The organism is Streptomyces sp. CA-251387, from assembly GCF_050936625.1.
GTDB lineage: Bacteria > Actinomycetota > Actinomycetes > Streptomycetales > Streptomycetaceae > Streptomyces.
In genome coordinates, this window is the sequence record NZ_JBNJMJ010000002.1 from 307,413 (window position 1) to 323,816 (window position 16,404).

10 protein-coding genes and 4 pseudogenes are annotated in these 16,404 nt (G+C 63.9%); 6 read left to right on the plus strand and 8 right to left on the minus strand.

What is annotated here, in order from left to right; translation table 11 throughout:
* Positions 1 to 41 precede the first annotated feature (41 nt).
* The 3 genes from ACQEV2_RS43095 to ACQEV2_RS43105 all read right to left on the minus strand — a co-directional run bounded on the left by ACQEV2_RS43095 (position 42) and on the right by ACQEV2_RS43105 (position 7,290).
* On the minus strand, positions 42 to 1,844 hold the full coding sequence (locus tag ACQEV2_RS43095; protein WP_433056113.1) for a SpoIIE family protein phosphatase: 1,803 nt from the start codon (positions 1,842 to 1,844) through the stop codon (positions 42 to 44).
* Between the two features lie 125 nt (positions 1,845 to 1,969).
* A complete protein-coding gene (locus ACQEV2_RS43100; protein WP_433055959.1) occupies positions 1,970 to 2,566 on the minus strand; it encodes a response regulator in 597 nt (198 codons plus the stop codon).
* Entirely contained in the window at positions 2,563 to 7,290 is a 4,728-nt protein-coding gene (locus ACQEV2_RS43105; RefSeq protein WP_433055962.1) for a HAMP domain-containing protein, read from the minus strand. Before ACQEV2_RS43105 ends, ACQEV2_RS43100 begins: the two co-directional genes overlap by 4 nt.
* Positions 7,291 to 7,936: 646 nt before the next feature.
* On the opposite strand from ACQEV2_RS43105, the gene ACQEV2_RS43110 reads away from it, so the two are divergent.
* Both ACQEV2_RS43110 and ACQEV2_RS43115 read left to right on the plus strand, forming a co-directional pair.
* Positions 7,937 to 8,221, plus strand: coding sequence for a hypothetical protein (locus ACQEV2_RS43110; RefSeq protein WP_433055965.1), 285 nt, complete (start codon positions 7,937 to 7,939; stop codon positions 8,219 to 8,221).
* A 1,151-nt stretch (positions 8,222 to 9,372) separates the two neighbouring features.
* The gene (locus ACQEV2_RS43115; protein ID WP_433055968.1) at positions 9,373 to 9,855 is read left to right on the plus strand and encodes a MarR family winged helix-turn-helix transcriptional regulator; all 483 of its coding nucleotides are present in this window, start codon (positions 9,373 to 9,375) and stop codon (positions 9,853 to 9,855) included.
* Here the strand turns inward: ACQEV2_RS43115 and ACQEV2_RS43120 are convergent.
* From ACQEV2_RS43120 to ACQEV2_RS43135, 4 genes and pseudogenes are all read right to left on the minus strand, one after another.
* Positions 9,837 to 9,920 (minus strand): annotated as a pseudogene (locus ACQEV2_RS43120) (hypothetical protein); the annotation flags it as partial. The gene ACQEV2_RS43115 and the pseudogene ACQEV2_RS43120 sit on opposite strands and share 19 nt — an antisense overlap.
* Before the next feature lie 40 nt (positions 9,921 to 9,960).
* Positions 9,961 to 10,705 (minus strand): annotated as a pseudogene (locus ACQEV2_RS43125) (transposase family protein).
* 5 nt (positions 10,706 to 10,710) lie between these two features.
* Positions 10,711 to 11,004 (minus strand): annotated as a pseudogene (locus tag ACQEV2_RS43130) (Tn3 family transposase); the annotation flags it as partial.
* 68 nt (positions 11,005 to 11,072) lie between these two features.
* On the minus strand, positions 11,073 to 11,507 hold the full coding sequence (locus tag ACQEV2_RS43135; RefSeq protein WP_433055971.1) for a Tn3 family transposase: 435 nt from the start codon (positions 11,505 to 11,507) through the stop codon (positions 11,073 to 11,075).
* A 127-nt stretch (positions 11,508 to 11,634) separates the two neighbouring features.
* On the opposite strand from ACQEV2_RS43135, the gene ACQEV2_RS43140 reads away from it, so the two are divergent.
* The 4 genes from ACQEV2_RS43140 to ACQEV2_RS43155 all read left to right on the plus strand — a co-directional run bounded on the left by ACQEV2_RS43140 (position 11,635) and on the right by ACQEV2_RS43155 (position 16,013).
* On the plus strand, positions 11,635 to 11,949 hold the full coding sequence (locus tag ACQEV2_RS43140; protein ID WP_433056116.1) for a transposase: 315 nt from the start codon (positions 11,635 to 11,637) through the stop codon (positions 11,947 to 11,949).
* A gap of 632 nt (positions 11,950 to 12,581) precedes the next feature.
* A complete protein-coding gene (locus ACQEV2_RS43145; protein WP_433055974.1) occupies positions 12,582 to 12,860 on the plus strand; it encodes a hypothetical protein in 279 nt (92 codons plus the stop codon).
* A 472-nt stretch (positions 12,861 to 13,332) separates the two neighbouring features.
* Positions 13,333 to 14,607, plus strand: a complete 1,275-nt coding sequence (locus ACQEV2_RS43150) for an IS701 family transposase (protein WP_433034744.1) — start codon at positions 13,333 to 13,335, stop codon at positions 14,605 to 14,607.
* Positions 14,608 to 14,738: 131 nt separating this feature from the next.
* Entirely contained in the window at positions 14,739 to 16,013 is a 1,275-nt protein-coding gene (locus ACQEV2_RS43155) for an IS701 family transposase (protein ID WP_433034744.1), read from the plus strand.
* Between the two features lie 94 nt (positions 16,014 to 16,107).
* Here the strand turns inward: ACQEV2_RS43155 and ACQEV2_RS43160 are convergent.
* A pseudogene (locus ACQEV2_RS43160) lies at positions 16,108 to 16,368 on the minus strand (IS5/IS1182 family transposase); the annotation flags it as partial.
* Between the last annotated feature and the right edge of the window lie 36 nt (positions 16,369 to 16,404).

The window sequence follows — 16,404 nt, forward strand, 5'->3', positions numbered from 1 at the left end:
CACGACCGCAGCAGAATCCGGTTGAGTCGACCTTCAAAATCCTACCGGGCATGGAGGACCAGCAGTGCGAGATCGTCATGGGGAGGTTCGGCAGCGAAGGTGTATACGGCCTGGCGAACTTGTTCGGCCACTTCTGCTGCCTCGAGTCCGGCGCAGCAGGACAGGATGCGTGACAGTCCGTCGTCGTCGTCCAACTGGCGTTGTCCGCTGCGTCGTTCTGTTACGCCGTCGGTGACGCAGATCAAGGTATCGCCCGGTGCAAGGGTGATGGTCTGGCACCGGTAGTCGGGGGCCTCCATGACGCCAAGGAGCAGCTGCGATTCTGCGACGGGATACACGCGGCCGTCGGGGTGGAGCAGGAGAGGGAGGGGGTGTCCGGCGCTTGCGAGTGTGCACTGGATGCTTCCGTCTGCGGCGGGTACCAGTTCCCCGTACAGCAGGGACAGGGAACGTACCTCGTCCCAATGGCCGTTGTGTCCGGTGCCTTCGGCAGCCGAGAGAGCGTCGTCGACAAGGACCTGGTTGAGACGGTCGAGGATCTTCGGGACCCCGTAGCCGTCTTCGGCCAGCAGCTTCAGCAGGGGTCGTATGAGGCCTATGACAACGGCTGCTTCTGGTCCGTGTCCGCATACGTCTCCGAGTGCGAAGCACCATCGGCCATCGTTGGTCCGGAACAGGTCGTAGAAGTCGCCGCCCGCGGTGGCTCCTTCGCCCACCGGCTCGTACACGATGTGTGTGTCCATGTTCGGAATGGCGGCCAGGCTGGCGGGCAGCAGGCCCCGCTGGAGGACCTTGCTGGTCGTGGCGTGCTGGGTGTACTGCCGGGCTGAGGCTATTGCCATGGCCAGTCGCCGCGCGAACTCTGCTACAAGGGCGACGGCCTCGTTGTTCAGGCGAGCCGGTCCGGTCTGTCCAAGGATGAGTGTCCCCACCGGGCGGCCTGCGGAGATGAGCCGACAAGCGAGTGCTGCGCCGGTGGCGGGTCGCGGCTGCGAAGCGGTGGACGCCGCGGGACGAGGGGGAGGCCAAGGTAGCGGGACTGGCCAGGTCTGGCCCTGTCGCACCAGCTCACAGGGGAGGTCTTCGAGGGTGGTTCGCAGTTCCGTGGTGAGGCTTTCGCGGGCGTGCCAGACCCGGGCGAGCCGGGGAGCGTCCTTCGACTGCGCACTATGTGGTTCCAGCCATACCGCACACCAGTCCGCGAACCGAGGGACGAGGAGCTGTCCGGCCAGCGCAGCTACCTTGTCCTCGTCGAACTGGCCTGAGAGCAGGTCTGATGCCTCCGCCAGGAAGGATAGCTCTCCCCTGTTTTTCCATTGAGCCTCGTACTCATCCAGGGGTAGCTGGTAGGGAAGGTGCTCAGCGGCACGGGTGGGCGCGGTGTCCGGCGCGGGGGGCTGGTGAGTCGTTACCGAATCGGCGAGGTCTTGTCCGGTTGCGGGGGTATTCAAGGAGAGGCGGAACCATACGGTCTTAAGGCCGCTGCGATAGCTGACGCCCCAGGACTGCGCGATGGTTCTGACGAGGTGAAGCCCGCGGTGGCAGGTACCTGTGGTATCCAGCTCGCTCAGGAGCAGGGTCTTGGACGGGTAGTGGTCGGAGATTTCGACCACCAAGGCGGCCGGACCACAGCCTTGGGCGCAGGCGTTTTCTAGACGGCAGCACAGTTCGACGGGGGTACCTGCGTGGAGCACGGCGTTGGTGACCACTTCGCTGGTCAGGAGCAGGGCGTCCTCGACGGGAAGTACGGCTGTCTCGACGGGCAGCTTGTGCCGTGCCCAGGAATTGAGCGTGGCCCGGACGAATCTGCGTGCGGTGGCAGGAGCACGAAGATTACCCGGCACGGAGCGGAGTCTGGCCTGGGTTTGCTCACGGCACATACGGCTTGTTCTCCTCGGGCGGCTGTGACAATGGGCATCCCTCACGGCTCATATGACTGCCTCCATGAAGAGGTGGGGGTGTCCTGCTGTCAGGTGACGAGGAAGTGGGGGGCCAGTTCTTCGCGCAGTTCACGGATCGATTCCCGCATGCGGGTGAGGTGATGGCGCATTCCAGCGACATCGGGGCCCCTGCTGGCGGCGAACTGGCTCTCGATGCGCTCCAGTCGTTCACCGAATTCGTCGAGCCGTTTCCAGTCGCGGGCCAGGATCTCCTGGAGCTGGCGGTTCTTGAGGTGAAGGTCGAGGAAGACAGAGACTTTGGCGCGAAGGACCCAGGGGTCGAAGGGCTTGGCGAGGTAGTCCACGGCGCCGGTGGCGTAGCCTCGAAATAGGTAATTGGTGCTGGTTTCCACGCCGGTGAGAAAAATGATCGGTACGTCTTTGGTCTGGTCAAGCCGTTTGATGTTGGCTGCGGTCTCGAAACCGTCCATGTCAGGCATGACGACGTCGAGCAGAACGACAGCGAATTGCTCGCGAAGCAGTGCTTTCATGGCCTCCGGCCCTGAACGTGCACGTACGAGACGCTGGTTCAAGGGGTCCAGCACGGCCTCGAGGGCGGTGAGATTGTCTTCCATGTCATCGACGAGCAGGATGCTTGCCGTGTTCCGGGATGCGATGGCTGTCATGATGTCTCTTCTGAGGTGTCGCCGGCGGCCTGGTGTGTTGTGTCTTCCTCGTTGTCACTGGCATGGGAGGCCGCTGCGGCGCCCTCGGGGTCCAGCAGGTCGCAGGCAATACCGAGCAGCAAGTCGATGTCCACGGGTTTGGGGACGTATTCGTTTGCGCCGCGGGTGATAACCTCCTCGCGGTCGCCGGGGATGGCTTTGGCTGTGACTGCGATGATGGGCAGGTCAGCATAGCGGGGGGTACTGCGGATTTCCTCGATGGTCTGGTAGCCGTCCATCTCGGGCATCATGATGTCCATCAGCACAATCGCCACGTCGGGATTGCGCCGGAGGACTTCGATGCCCTCCTTGCCGTTTTCCGCGTAGAGTACGGGCATCTTGGCGCGTCCCAGCGCCTGGGTGAGTGCGAAGACCATGCGGATATCGTCGTCGATGATGAGGACACGGCTGCCGGACAGTACTCGGCCCGGGCGGCCTGAGGTCCATTCTTCCAGTCGCTTTGTGTTTGAGCAGGCATCGCCCTGGGCTACCGAAGTCTGCCAGGAAACGGGGGCTGCGGCGAAGTCACGCAGGGCGGGGCGTGGGTCGAGAGCGGTGACCTCCTGCTCTGTGGCATCCGGCTCCGACCCTGCGGGATCGTCGGGATCGAATCCGGGGGTGACAGCGGGAATGTAGAGAGTGAAAATGCTGCCCTTGCCCTGCTCGCTTTCCGCGACGATCTTGCCACCGAGCAGGGTTGCGAGTTCCCGGCTGATGGAAAGACCCAGACCCGTACCACCGTATTTGCGGTTGGTCGTACGCTCTGCCTGTTCGAACGCCTCGAAGATTGAGCTGAGTTTTTCACCCGGGATGCCGATGCCTGTGTCTTCCACGATGAAGGCGATGACAGAGCTGTCTTCCTTCAGCGTGTACGGGGGCGCTGCGCAGCGCTCCACGCGCAGGGTGACCCGGCCGCGCGAGGTGAACTTGATTGCGTTGGACAGCAGGTTGCGCAGGATCTGCTGGAGTCGCTGCTCGTCGGAGTAGATCTCAGGCAGCACATCTTCTCCGACTGCGATCTCGAAGGCTAGGCCCCGGTCTATGGCGATGGGCCGGAACGTGTCGCTGACGTAGCTGACGAGTTTGGCCAGCGGAAGTCTCTTCGGGCGCACATCCATCCGGCCGGCTTCAACCTTGGACAGATCGAGGATGTCATTGATCAGCTGCAGCAGATCGGACCCGGACCGGTAGATGGTCGTGGCGAACTGGACTTCTTGGTCGGTGAGATGGCCTTCAGGATTTTCCGACAGCAGCCGGGCGAGGATGAGCAGTGAGTTCAGTGGGGTGCGCAGTTCGTGCGACATGTTGGCCAGAAAATCTGACTTGTACTGGGAGGATGAGGCCAGCAGGGCAGCCTTCTCCTCCAGTTCGGCGTTGGAGCGCTGCAGCTCGGCCTGCTGGCTTTGCAGCTCGTCAGACCGTTCCTGCAGCTGCATCGCCAGCCGCTGGGACTCGCCCAGCAGTGCCTCGGTGCGGGAGTTGGCGATGATGGTGTTGATTGCCACGCCGATCGTGTTGACGAACTGATCGAAGAAGGCAAGGTGGACATCGGAGAAACGGGAGAACGAAGCCAGTTCAATGATGCCGAGGACGGTGTTCTCGAAGAGGATGGGGATGATTACAACGCTGGCCGGTGCTGCTTCCCCGAGGCCTGAAGTGATCTTGATGTAGTCAGGCGGCGCCTCCTCAACGAGAATGCGCTTTTTCTCCAGCGCGGCCTGTCTCACCAGCCCGTGGCCTAGCATGCCGGGAGGGTCGACGGTCGCTCCCTGTGAGCCATAGCCGGCGATGAAGGCGAGCCCCCTGTCCTGGGTGGCCGTGCGGTCGGCAGAGACGTCGGAGCCGTCTCCACTGCTGACGTCGGCCAGGAAGAAGGCGCCGAACTGTGCATTGACCAGCGGGGTGAGCTCGCGCAGGATCAGTTCAGCAACTTCTCTGAGGTCCCGGTGGCCCTGCATGAGGCCGGCCAGCCGGGCTAGATTCGACTCCAGCCAGTCCTTGGCCCGGGTGGTCTCCCTGAGCTTGGAGACCATGAGATTGACGTTGTTCTTCAGCTCGGCCACTTCGCCGCTGGCCTCAACGGCAATGGAGCGTGACAGGTCGCCCTGCGACACCGCCGATGCCACTTCGGCGATGGCCCGGACCTGGGTAGTCAGGTTCAGGGCGAGGCTATTGACGCTCGTTGTCAGGCTCTTCCACGTGCCATGGACGCCCTCGACGCGGGCCTGCCCGCCGAGTTGGCCTTCGCTGCCGACCTCGCGTGCCACGCGTGTGACTTCTGAGGAAAATGAGGACAGGGTGTCCACCATCGTGTTGATGGTGGTCTTCAGTTCCAGGATCTCGCCGCGTGCGTCGACGTCGATCTTTTTGCCGAGGTCGCCCAGGGCGACGGCTGTGGCCACCTGGGCGATGTTGCGGACCTGTGAGGTCAGGTTGTCGGCCATGAAGTTGACGTTGTCGGTCAGGTCCTTCCAGACCCCCGAGACGCCCCGCACGTGCGCTTGCCCGCCCAGGTTGCCCTCGGTGCCCACTTCATGGGCCACCCGGGTCACCTCGTCGGCGAACGCCGACAGCTGATCCACCATCGTGTTCACCGTCGACTTCAGCTGCAGGATCTCCCCCTGCGCATCCACGGTGATCTTCTGTGACAGGTCGCCGTTGGCCACCGACGTCGTGACCTGGGCGATGTTGCGGACCTGTGAGGTCAGGTTGTCGGCCATGAAGTTGACGTTGTCGGTCAGGTCCTTCCAGACCCCCGAGACGCCCCGCACATGTGCCTGCCCGCCGAGTTGGCCTTCGCTGCCGACCTCGCGTGCCACGCGTGTGACTTCTGAGGAAAATGAAGACAGGGTGTCCACCATCGTGTTGATGGTGGTCTTCAGTTCCAGGATCTCGCCGCGTGCGTCGACGTCGATCTTTTTGCCGAGGTCGCCCAGGGCGACGGCTGTGGCCACCTGGGCGATGTTGCGGACCTGTGAGGTCAGGTTCGATGCCATGAAGTTGACGTTGTCGGTCAGGTCCTTCCAGACCCCCGAGACGCCCCGCACGTGCGCTTGCCCGCCCAGGTTGCCCTCGGTGCCCACTTCACGTGCCACCCGGGTCACCTCGTCGGCGAACGCCGACAGCTGATCCACCATCGTGTTCACCGTCGACTTCAGCTGCAGGATCTCCCCCTGCGCATCCACGGTGATCTTCTGTGACAGGTCGCCGTTGGCCACCGACGTCGTGACCTGGGCGATGTTGCGGACCTGCGAGGTCAGGTTCGATGCCATGAAGTTGACGTTGTCGGTCAGGTCCTTCCAGACCCCCGAGACGCCCCGCACATGTGCTTGCCCGCCCAGGTGGCCCTCGGTGCCCACTTCACGTGCCACCCGGGTCACCTCGTCGGCGAACGCCGACAGCTGATCCACCATCGTGTTCACCGTCGACTTCAGCTGCAGGATCTCCCCCTGCGCATCCACGGTGATCTTCTGTGACAGGTCGCCGTTGGCCACCGACGTCGTGACCTGGGCGATGTTGCGGACCTGCGAGGTCAGGTTCGATGCCATGAAGTTGACGTTGTCGGTCAGGTCCTTCCAGACCCCCGAGACGCCCCGCACGTGCGCTTGCCCGCCCAGCTGGCCCTCGGTGCCCACTTCACGTGCCACCCGGGTCACCTCGTCGGCGAACGCCGACAGCTGATCCACCATCGTGTTCACCGTCGACTTCAGCTGCAGGATCTCCCCCTGCGCATCCACGGTGATCTTCTGTGACAGGTCGCCGTTGGCCACCGACGTCGTGACCTGGGCGATGTTGCGGACCTGTGAGGTCAGGTTCGATGCCATGAAGTTGACGTTGTCGGTCAGGTCCTTCCAGACCCCCGAGACGCCCCGCACATGTGCTTGCCCGCCCAGCTGGCCCTCGGTGCCCACTTCACGTGCCACCCGGGTCACCTCGTCGGCGAACGCCGACAGCTGATCCACCATCGTGTTCACCGTCAGTTTCAGCTCAAGCAGCTCGCCGGTGGCCTCCACGGTCACCGACCGTGTTAGGTCACCGCGGGCCACCGACGTCGTCACGACAGCGATGTCCCGCACCTGAGCGGTCAGCCGGGTGGCCATCGTGTTCACGGCCTCCGTCACGTCCCGCCAGCTGCCCGACAACCCCCGCACCTTGGCTCGCCCCCCCAACCGCCCCTCGATGCCCACCTCACGTGCCACCCGGGTCACCTCGTCGGCGAACAGCGACAGCTGGTCCACCATGTGGTTCACCCCACGGCCCAGACGGCGCATATCGCCCCGCAACTGACGGTTGCCGTCGTGCAGATCCACCCGCTGGGTCAAGTCGCCACCGGCCACCGCATCCAGCACCCGCGTGGCATTGGCCATCGGCACCACCAGAGCATCAAGCAGTGTGTTGGCCGCAACCACGCTTCCCGTCCAAGCGCCCTGCCCTGGACTGGCCGAAAGGCGCTCGTCGAGCCTGCCCTGCCGGACTATCTCCCGCCGTACGCGGGCCAGCTCCTGCGTGAAATGCTCGTTGCGATCAACGATCTGGTTGAATATCGCGGAGAGTTCGTTGACAACGCCTTCCCCCTGAACAGGCAGGCGAGATCGGAAGTCACCATCACGCAATGCTGTCATTGCCGCCAGCAGCGGACGCAGGTCACTTGTCCGGGCCCAGCCGTCACCCGGCGGCTGGGACACATCATTCTCAGGACACATCACGTCGACTCCGCTTATCTGCTACATGACCACGGTGAACCCAAAATGACGGCCCTTTTCGGTGCAGTACCGCCCCTGCTGTGATCCCGACTTCCCTACCGTCCTGCGGCGACAGCTTCCCGTCCGGCCGGTGGGCGGACACCTTCGAAACAGTGCAGAACCCGGCAAGTCATTCACACGGCTACAGACCCCCGTTCGTGGGCAGACAGGACCTGACCAGGCCTGCAACTGCGGCACCTGACACAGATCTGCCTCCCCCGTGCACAGGCCAGCGCCCTGCCCCACAACCTGCAGCGGCCAATCCTGACGGAGGGGTTCCTCATTCAGTGGTCCATAGCTATCTCACCGTTGAACCGAGGCGTATGAGTAACCCATGCCTAATGCTCCAGCGGTGGTCCCGGGGAACGGAAGTCAGTGCTGGTCAACGGCCTGGTGATTTTTCGTAGGCAGCCCAACATGATCATTGACCACTTTCACCGGGAGGGTTATTCACGGGGCTGTCTTCATGATCACACGGACAGCCCCGTTCGGTAGCTTGGCGTGTTTCACGACATCAAGACGAATACCAGGCGGGGCCGTTGAGCTGGAACGTTACGACAGGCTGGATGACGAGCAACTGACCGCGCTGGTGGCGCGTGTCCGCCAGGAGCTGCGGATTGCTCCCCAAGGACCATCGCTGGGGCGGATGCGGGCGCTGGGCCTGTTCCGGTCGGTGGTGCTCGTTCTGTATCTGCTGCGGCAGAACCCCGTCCAGCAAACCGCCGCGGAGTTGTTCGGCGTCAGCCAGCCGACGGTCCCCCGGCGTTGGATGCTGCTGCTGATGGAGACAGTCCTCGCCGAGCGCGTCCCTGACCCGGCGGAAGCCTCCCGCCGCCGGATCGTCCTCATCGACGGCACTCCCGTCCCCACCTGAGACTGGGCAAGTGAGGGCACCACCATGTCCTCTGGGAAGCACGCGATACCGGTTTCAATCGCCAGATCGCTGCCACTGTCGCCGCAGACCTCCTCGCGGTCTCCACTCTGGCGCCCGGGAACCGGCACGACACCCATGCCTGACGCCAGTCGAGCTTCCCGGATGCCTTCACCGGCCGGGACCGACCCAAGGACGACAAGGTGTTCAACCAGAGCATCAGCACACTGCGTGCCGCAGTCGAGCGAGCCATCACCCACCTCAAGGACAAAGAGATCCTCGCCCCCGCTACCGCGACCCCCTCACCGCCCTGCGTGGCATCGTCAAAACCACTGCCCTCACCTTGTACTGGACTGGTAGCCCCATGGGTACCCCCTCCAGGGCTTACTCGAAGCGCAGGACGAGAAGGGATCGATAACTGCACGCTTGCAGGGCGAAGTGAAGATAGCATCTTCACGGCAATGGTGCTTTGTTGACGCGCGAGAGGCGGCTCATTCACGCGACAGAATAGCTGCAACCTTAGCATTTATTCAATATCACACTCTCCCCCTCCGCGGCAAGACTCGAACCCGCCATGGAGTAATGAATACTCAATTTTCGGTGCTTCGGGGGATTCACTCAGCTTCACCACGGCCACCAAGACGACCACCTTGGCGTCATGCCTCGATCACTTGACAGGAGTCGTTAAGATCCACGAAGTTGACAGCTCGCGCCGCTTAAGAGGATGATGTCTGGCCGGAATTAGTTACCGAGTAGGTACTGGATAGGCACAAGGTCAAACATTTCTCGTCGAGGTTTCGCCCCATTGCCAATACCGGCATGGCTTTTACGGCCGCTACTGCGCCTAGGGCACGGGCAACGCACCGACCGCGGGGCCAACCAGCGCCACGCTGCTTGACATAGGACGCCCTGCCATCGCGATGCGCTAAACATTTACGCCGAACAGGGCGAGTGCCAATTGTTCGTCGTCCTGACGTGACGCACACTACTGATCAACTCGGAGAGCGGGCATGGAACTCGATCGACACGTCCTCGGCGATTCTCACACAGCCGGACTAACAGTGCGTACAGGCTAAGTTTTTCCGCTTTTCAGAAACGGCCACAATCGCACACCTATATTTCACCCTTAGGGATTTCATGGAACTTGGACGGCCATGCATTGGCTAACGGATACGGAGCGGCACGCCTGGCACACCTACCTGGAGGCCAGTAGATTGGCAAAGCGGCAGCTTGAAACAGACCTCCGGCCCTTCGGGCTGACGATGAATGACTACGAAATCCTGGCTCACCTATTTGGAGCTGAGGACATGCGGTTACGAATGAGCGACCTCGCGTCTGCCACCTTTCAGTCCAGGAGCCGGCTGTCGCACCAGATAACTCGCCTGGAGAACGCCAATCTGGTGCTCCGTCAGAAATGCGAGTCCGATCGGCGTGGCCTCTACGCGCGTCTCACAGAGCAGGGCTTGAACACAGTGAGGAAAATAGCGCCGTTTTATGCGGCGTCCGTGCGGAGACACTTCATCGCGTTCCTGTCCCCCGAGTCACTGACACAGCTCCACAAGACTCTGAAAACCATACGTCTCGGCCTTGTTGGTGGCCCGCTGGATCTACTCCGAAGCGCGGGATCCGAGAGGTAGCGCAGCAGCACCATCGTGCGCATGGCGCGGCCAACCTTCCGGAAGGCGTGGTAGATCTGGCTCTTCCGTGACCGGTTTGTTCAGCCGGCGCATCGGTGAGTTTCTTCAGCGTTGCCGCCCCAGGGTGAGGACGGCTTTGGCGATTGACGTTATGCGGTTTGGGCTGCATCGGGCTTTGCGGAAGATCGCCAGGCCTTCAGGCGTGCGACGCCGCGTTCGGCCGATGCCCGTGCCGTGGCCAGGGCCCGGGTTGACGGTCTTCTCGGTGAGGGTGAGTTTCTGCCGGGGCCTGCGTTTGATGCCTGTGGTCACCCAGGAGCCGCCGCCCTGGCAGGCGAGATCGGCCAGGACGGGGACGCCCTGGCGCTCGCAGATGCGGATGATCCGGTGGGTGCGATCAGCTGTCAGGTCGTGAACTCGGCCCGGCAATGTGAGTGAGAGCCACAGCAACCAGCCGCCCGGATCGGTGACCACCTGCACGTTCACCCGTGCCGGCGGCGCTTGGCCGAGTAGTCGGCCCGTCCGTCGCCGACTTGGTCGCACTCAGCGAGCGTGCCGTCCAGCAGGACGAAGTCCACATCGGCCTCACGCAGGACCTTCAGCAGACCCGGCGCACGTTCGCAGAGCAGGTGGACGACCGCTCTGGTGTAGACGTGAGCAGTGGACTCGCTGATCCCGAACCCGGCAGCAATCTTCGCCAGGGTGGTGTCCTCGCGCAGGAACACCAGTGCCACCATCGCGCGCTGAGACGGGCGGAGCTGCAGCGCCGGTCACCCTCACGGGTGACGACGAGTGCGGCAGGATAGATGACCACGAGGCCCCCGAGCAACGTGGTTGAGACGTCAGACATCTCGATCAACAGCTCGGGGGCCTCGCTCGTTGCGCTTCGTGAACCGTCACCTGATCGGTGGCCAGCTCGAAGAAGCTCAATGTCACGGAGGAGACGGTGCCCTGGTGGACGGAGAGGGCGACCTGCATGACGTCGGGCCAGTGGCGGCGGATGGACTCCCAGTCGATCGCAGTGCGCGGGTCGGTGGAGAACAGAGGGTCGATGTGCCGGTAGGGCACCGCCGGGTCGGGGCGATGGAAGGTGAGGTCCTGGAAGTTGCGGATCGTCGGCAGCAGATCGATCCCCATCACGTGCGCGAGCCCGAAGACCGGGAACGACTAGCTTGCGTATCGGCCTGGACTTGTTCCGGTCGTGCCGCGGAAGGGTTCTATAGGAGGGAGTCGATCAGGTAGACGGCCTCCCAGACTCCGCAGGGGACGAATCTTGAGAAGGGCGCGACGTAGGTGTCGGCGACCAGGTGGTGGACAATGCCGCCATAGCGGATCGAGGTCTCGGCCAGGAGGTTGTCGACGGCGGCGTCCATCATCGTGTCGTCCAGCTGCCACCGATCCGTCCCCCTCGACCGGACCAGGTCCAGGTCGAGATGGGCATCGACGACATCGGCGCCCACCCGGGCGAGGTTCTTCGCGGTCCAGGGGCGTTTGGCGATCGCGGCCAGCTCGTGCGCCGTCACGGTGTTCATGTGCCGGGCAGCCTGGGTGGCGCCAAGGCCGGAGCCGTAGGTGAACGCGGTGACCACGTACCGGGCGGGTGGCTCTTCAGCTTCGCGTCCGAGCCGGACAGCGGGCCAAGGCGGTGCCACCAGCCGGTCCAGTGCGCCGCCCTGGCGAGGTGTTCCAGGATGCCGCGGCCGGCAGCCGCCGGTCCAGCTCCGCCTCCAATGCGGCGGCGAAGGCGGTGCGCTCGCTTGCCGTTGCGCTGCTTGAGTGATGGAACCCCGTGAGGGGGTCGATCGTGAGGTCGGTGTCCACCGCTCCAAGGCCGTCCAAGCGTGGCTGCGGGCAATTGCCGACCGCGTTGAGCTGCATTTGATGCCCGGCTACAGCCCGGAACTCAACCCCTATGAGCTTCTTCATGCCGATATCAAGCTGCATGTCCACGCGTCAGGTGCCCGCACGGCGAACTCGTCTACGAGACACGCCGCTTTCTTCACCGCCACCAGCGCCAGCCACACATCGTCCGTGGTACTTCCACCCGCCGTGCTCGCTACACAATCCGATAGGAACCAGATCCTTTCGACTTAATATGTCGCAATCTGCCAGGTGATGCTCCACTCAACCGGCCGCTCAGCAGCTGCTAAGGAGGTCCGCGCGGCCAGTCATGACTCTACCCCCTTGAACAAGTTCGCGAGCGTCGCAAAGAAACCCTCGAACCAGGCCACCCACAACTCAACATCACGCAACGTCTCCACGAGCAGAGCAACGCTTCACCCATCAGCTGATCGCCCCCCCCTGTCGCGCCAGGTGCGTATAACCCTCCTGATGGAGAGTTTCAGTGGGGGCAATCGTCTCGTTTGGGAGAATTTCGCCTGACTGGCACTTTCCCGCCCAGGTGGCGCCTGAAAATCGCCATCACCGAGGCTAAATGTTAGGTAGCAATTACTCTTGAACCAATTACGCGCCTCATACTATTTTTTGCTGCGCACGGTGATCATTCGTGAAGTAGAAAAGAGCGTGATTTCACGGTGGGTAAGGTAAAAATCGGGCTGATTGCCACCTCCCTTGCGGCTACACTTTCAGCGGGAGTCTTGGCTAGTGCGGGGTCGGCCAGTGCGCAAGGTAGTCTTTGCAGCTCCCAAGGCCGAGTAGGCTCGAGTACGTTGTTCGGATTCACATGTGGTACTGGGATTACCGAGTGGGCGCATGGCAACGCACGCGTGAACAACATCAACACCAGCAACAGCTCTGTGTACGTGAAGAAAATTGAGATAACTTACGGATCGTCTGGCGAGTGGGGCCGCACGGTCTGCGGCATCGAGAGGTGGGTCGCCAACGGCTCCGGGGCAGAGTGCTACGGCCAGTCTGGTTGGATTAACCTGCCGCATTGGCAGCTACATCAGGCCATTCCGGTGAAGGCGAACGTTACTTACTGGACAGGTTCGTCCTACATCACTCAGCCGCTGCCTCAGTCGCTTGCTTTTGTAGATGGGGCCTAAACTTCGATCCTTCGTGACAGCCCGCCGGATTCTGCGGCGGGCTGTTTCGCTGTCCGACACAGCAGTCGGGATGTCACGGCCAGTGGTCGCGTTGGCCGCTGATTGGGTGCAGAGGATCGAGAGATCACCGACATCATCTTCGCGTCGGACTGCCTGACACCGAAACGCGCGAGCAACTGCAGCTGCGGGCCGCCGGAGAAGGCCAGGACCTGGGCGCCACACGGGCAGACCCCTGTGATCAAGGTCACCAGCAAGGGCTACGGGCGCGTGGGCCTTCACTCCGGCTTGTGTGCGCCACGCCCGGCCACCGCACCCGGTCGATCTACCGCACCCTGGTGCGGCGCGGCCGACGCGGCGAGCCGAGGGGCTTCATCGCCCGCGCTACGCCCGCCGAGCTGGACGCTGCCCACGCCCAGCTAGTAGTGCTTCGTTAGGTCTATTCGTTGGTGCTGATCAAGAGCATGTTGGTCGTGTGGATGCGCATGAAGTGAACCGATTACGGGCGGCGTTGGCGATGTTCGTGGCGGATGTCTTCGCCTCGGTGCCGCGTACGGATCAGCGGGCCAAGGGTGAGTGCTATCTGCGAGGCCTGATGCTCGACGGTCGGCGCAAGTCGATCCAGCCGATGGCCGAGCGTCTGCCGGACGGGAACATGCAGGCCCTGCAGCAGTTCGTGAACCAGTCGCCGTGGGATCCGCTGCCGGTCAGGCGGCGGATCGCCGAGCGGCTGTCCAGAGTCGTCAGGCCCGAGGTGTGGGTGATCGACGACGTGTCGTTCCCCAAGTGCGGCAAGGCCTCGGTCGGGGTGGCCCGCCAGTACTGCGGAGCGGTCGGCAAACGGGCGAACTGCCAGGTCGCGGTCAGTGTCCATGCCGCCACCGACACCGCCTCGTGCCCGTTGGAGTGGCAGTTGTATCTGCCGCGGGAGTGGACGGACGAGCCCGACCGCTGCCGCAGGGCAGGCGTCCCCGAGGACGTGGTGCACCGGGAGAAGTGGCGGCTCGCGCTCGGCCTGCTGGACACACTCGCCGAGTGGCAGCTGGAGGCGCCGGTCGTGGTCGCCGACGCCGGCTACGGCGTCAGCACACCGTTCCGGCTCGGTCTCCAGGAGCGAGGGCTGTCCTATGTCCTGGCCCTCAACGGGAAGGAAGTCGCTCATCCGGAGGATGTCGAGCCGCACCAGCCCGCTTATGGCGGGCTCGGGCCGCCCACCCTTCCCCGCTACCGCACCCCGCCGCGAGCCATTTCCACCCTCGCGGCGCAGGCGGGTGCCAAGCGATTCTCCGAAGTGACCTGGCGGCAGGGCAGCAAGGGCGCGATGACCTCACGGTTCACGGTGCTGACGGTGCGGCCCGCGGGCAAACAGTCCCTGGCCGCCGCTCAGGAATCTGGCGGGGGCCGCAGCCGGTGGGACGGCGTCCTGCCCACCCAGACCCTCCTGGTCGAATGGCCGGACGGCCAGGACGCCCCGACGGACTACTGGATATCGAACCTGCCCGCCACCACACCCGTCGCTGACCTGGTGCGGTGGGCGAAGATGCGCTGGCGGATCGAACATGACTACCGCGAGCTCAAACACGGCCTGGGACTGGACCACTTCGAAGGCCGAACCTGGCGCGGCTGGCACCACCACGTCACCCTCGTCACCGCCGCGCAGGCATTCCTCACCCTCCGCAGGCTCGACCCAAAAGTCGAGACACCGACGCGAGCCTCTACCAGACCCTCGACGCACTCCAAGACCTGCTGAGGTGCTGGACCGGCACCTGCACCACCTGCGGTCGCCCCCTCAAAACCAGCAGAACCAGAACCTAACGAAGCACTACTAGTAGTGCTTCGTTAGGTCTATTCGTTGGTGCTGATCAAGAGCATGTTGGTCGTGTGGATGCGCATGAAGTGAACCGATTACGGGCGGCGTTGGCGATGTTCGTGGCGGATGTCTTCGCCTCGGTGCCGCGTACGGATCAGCGGGCCAAGGGTGAGTGCTATCTGCGAGGCCTGATGCTCGACGGTCGGCGCAAGTCGATCCAGCCGATGGCCGAGCGTCTGCCGGACGGGAACATGCAGGCCCTGCAGCAGTTCGTGAACCAGTCGCCGTGGGATCCGCTGCCGGTCAGGCGGCGGATCGCCGAGCGGCTGTCCAGAGTCGTCAGGCCCGAGGTGTGGGTGATCGACGACGTGTCGTTCCCCAAGTGCGGCAAGGCCTCGGTCGGGGTGGCCCGCCAGTACTGCGGAGCGGTCGGCAAACGGGCGAACTGCCAGGTCGCGGTCAGTGTCCATGCCGCCACCGACACCGCCTCGTGCCCGTTGGAGTGGCAGTTGTATCTGCCGCGGGAGTGGACGGACGAGCCCGACCGCTGCCGCAGGGCAGGCGTCCCCGAGGACGTGGTGCACCGGGAGAAGTGGCGGCTCGCGCTCGGCCTGCTGGACACACTCGCCGAGTGGCAGCTGGAGGCGCCGGTCGTGGTCGCCGACGCCGGCTACGGCGTCAGCACACCGTTCCGGCTCGGTCTCCAGGAGCGAGGGCTGTCCTATGTCCTGGCCCTCAACGGGAAGGAAGTCGCTCATCCGGAGGATGTCGAGCCGCACCAGCCCGCTTATGGCGGGCTCGGGCCGCCCACCCTTCCCCGCTACCGCACCCCGCCGCGAGCCATTTCCACCCTCGCGGCGCAGGCGGGTGCCAAGCGATTCTCCGAAGTGACCTGGCGGCAGGGCAGCAAGGGCGCGATGACCTCACGGTTCACGGTGCTGACGGTGCGGCCCGCGGGCAAACAGTCCCTGGCCGCCGCTCAGGAATCTGGCGGGGGCCGCAGCCGGTGGGACGGCGTCCTGCCCACCCAGACCCTCCTGGTCGAATGGCCGGACGGCCAGGACGCCCCGACGGACTACTGGATATCGAACCTGCCCGCCACCACACCCGTCGCTGACCTGGTGCGGTGGGCGAAGATGCGCTGGCGGATCGAACATGACTACCGCGAGCTCAAACACGGCCTGGGACTGGACCACTTCGAAGGCCGAACCTGGCGCGGCTGGCACCACCACGTCACCCTCGTCACCGCCGCGCAGGCATTCCTCACCCTCCGCAGGCTCGACCCAAAAGTCGAGACACCGACGCGAGCCTCTACCAGACCCTCGACGCACTCCAAGACCTGCTGAGGTGCTGGACCGGCACCTGCACCACCTGCGGTCGCCCCCTCAAAACCAGCAGAACCAGAACCTAACGAAGCACTACTAGGACTTGTCCGGTCGATCAGGTTCGCAGCCAGATGACGAGGGCTGCTGCTGTGGCGGTGCCGAGGAAGACGTACCCGCACTTGTCGTAGCGGGTGGCGACTGCCCGAGCCTGCTTCAGTCGGTTGATCGCCCGTTCGACGGTGTTGCGTTTCTTGTAACGGTCTTGGTCGAAGCCGGGCGGTCGTCCGCCACGCGAGCCCTTTCGCAGGCGGGCGGCCTGGCTGTCGGTCTTCTCCGGGCTCGTATGCCGAATACCCCGTCGTCGCAAGTACTGGCGGCAGGGTCCGTTGCACTGGCCGAGGCGGATGCGCCC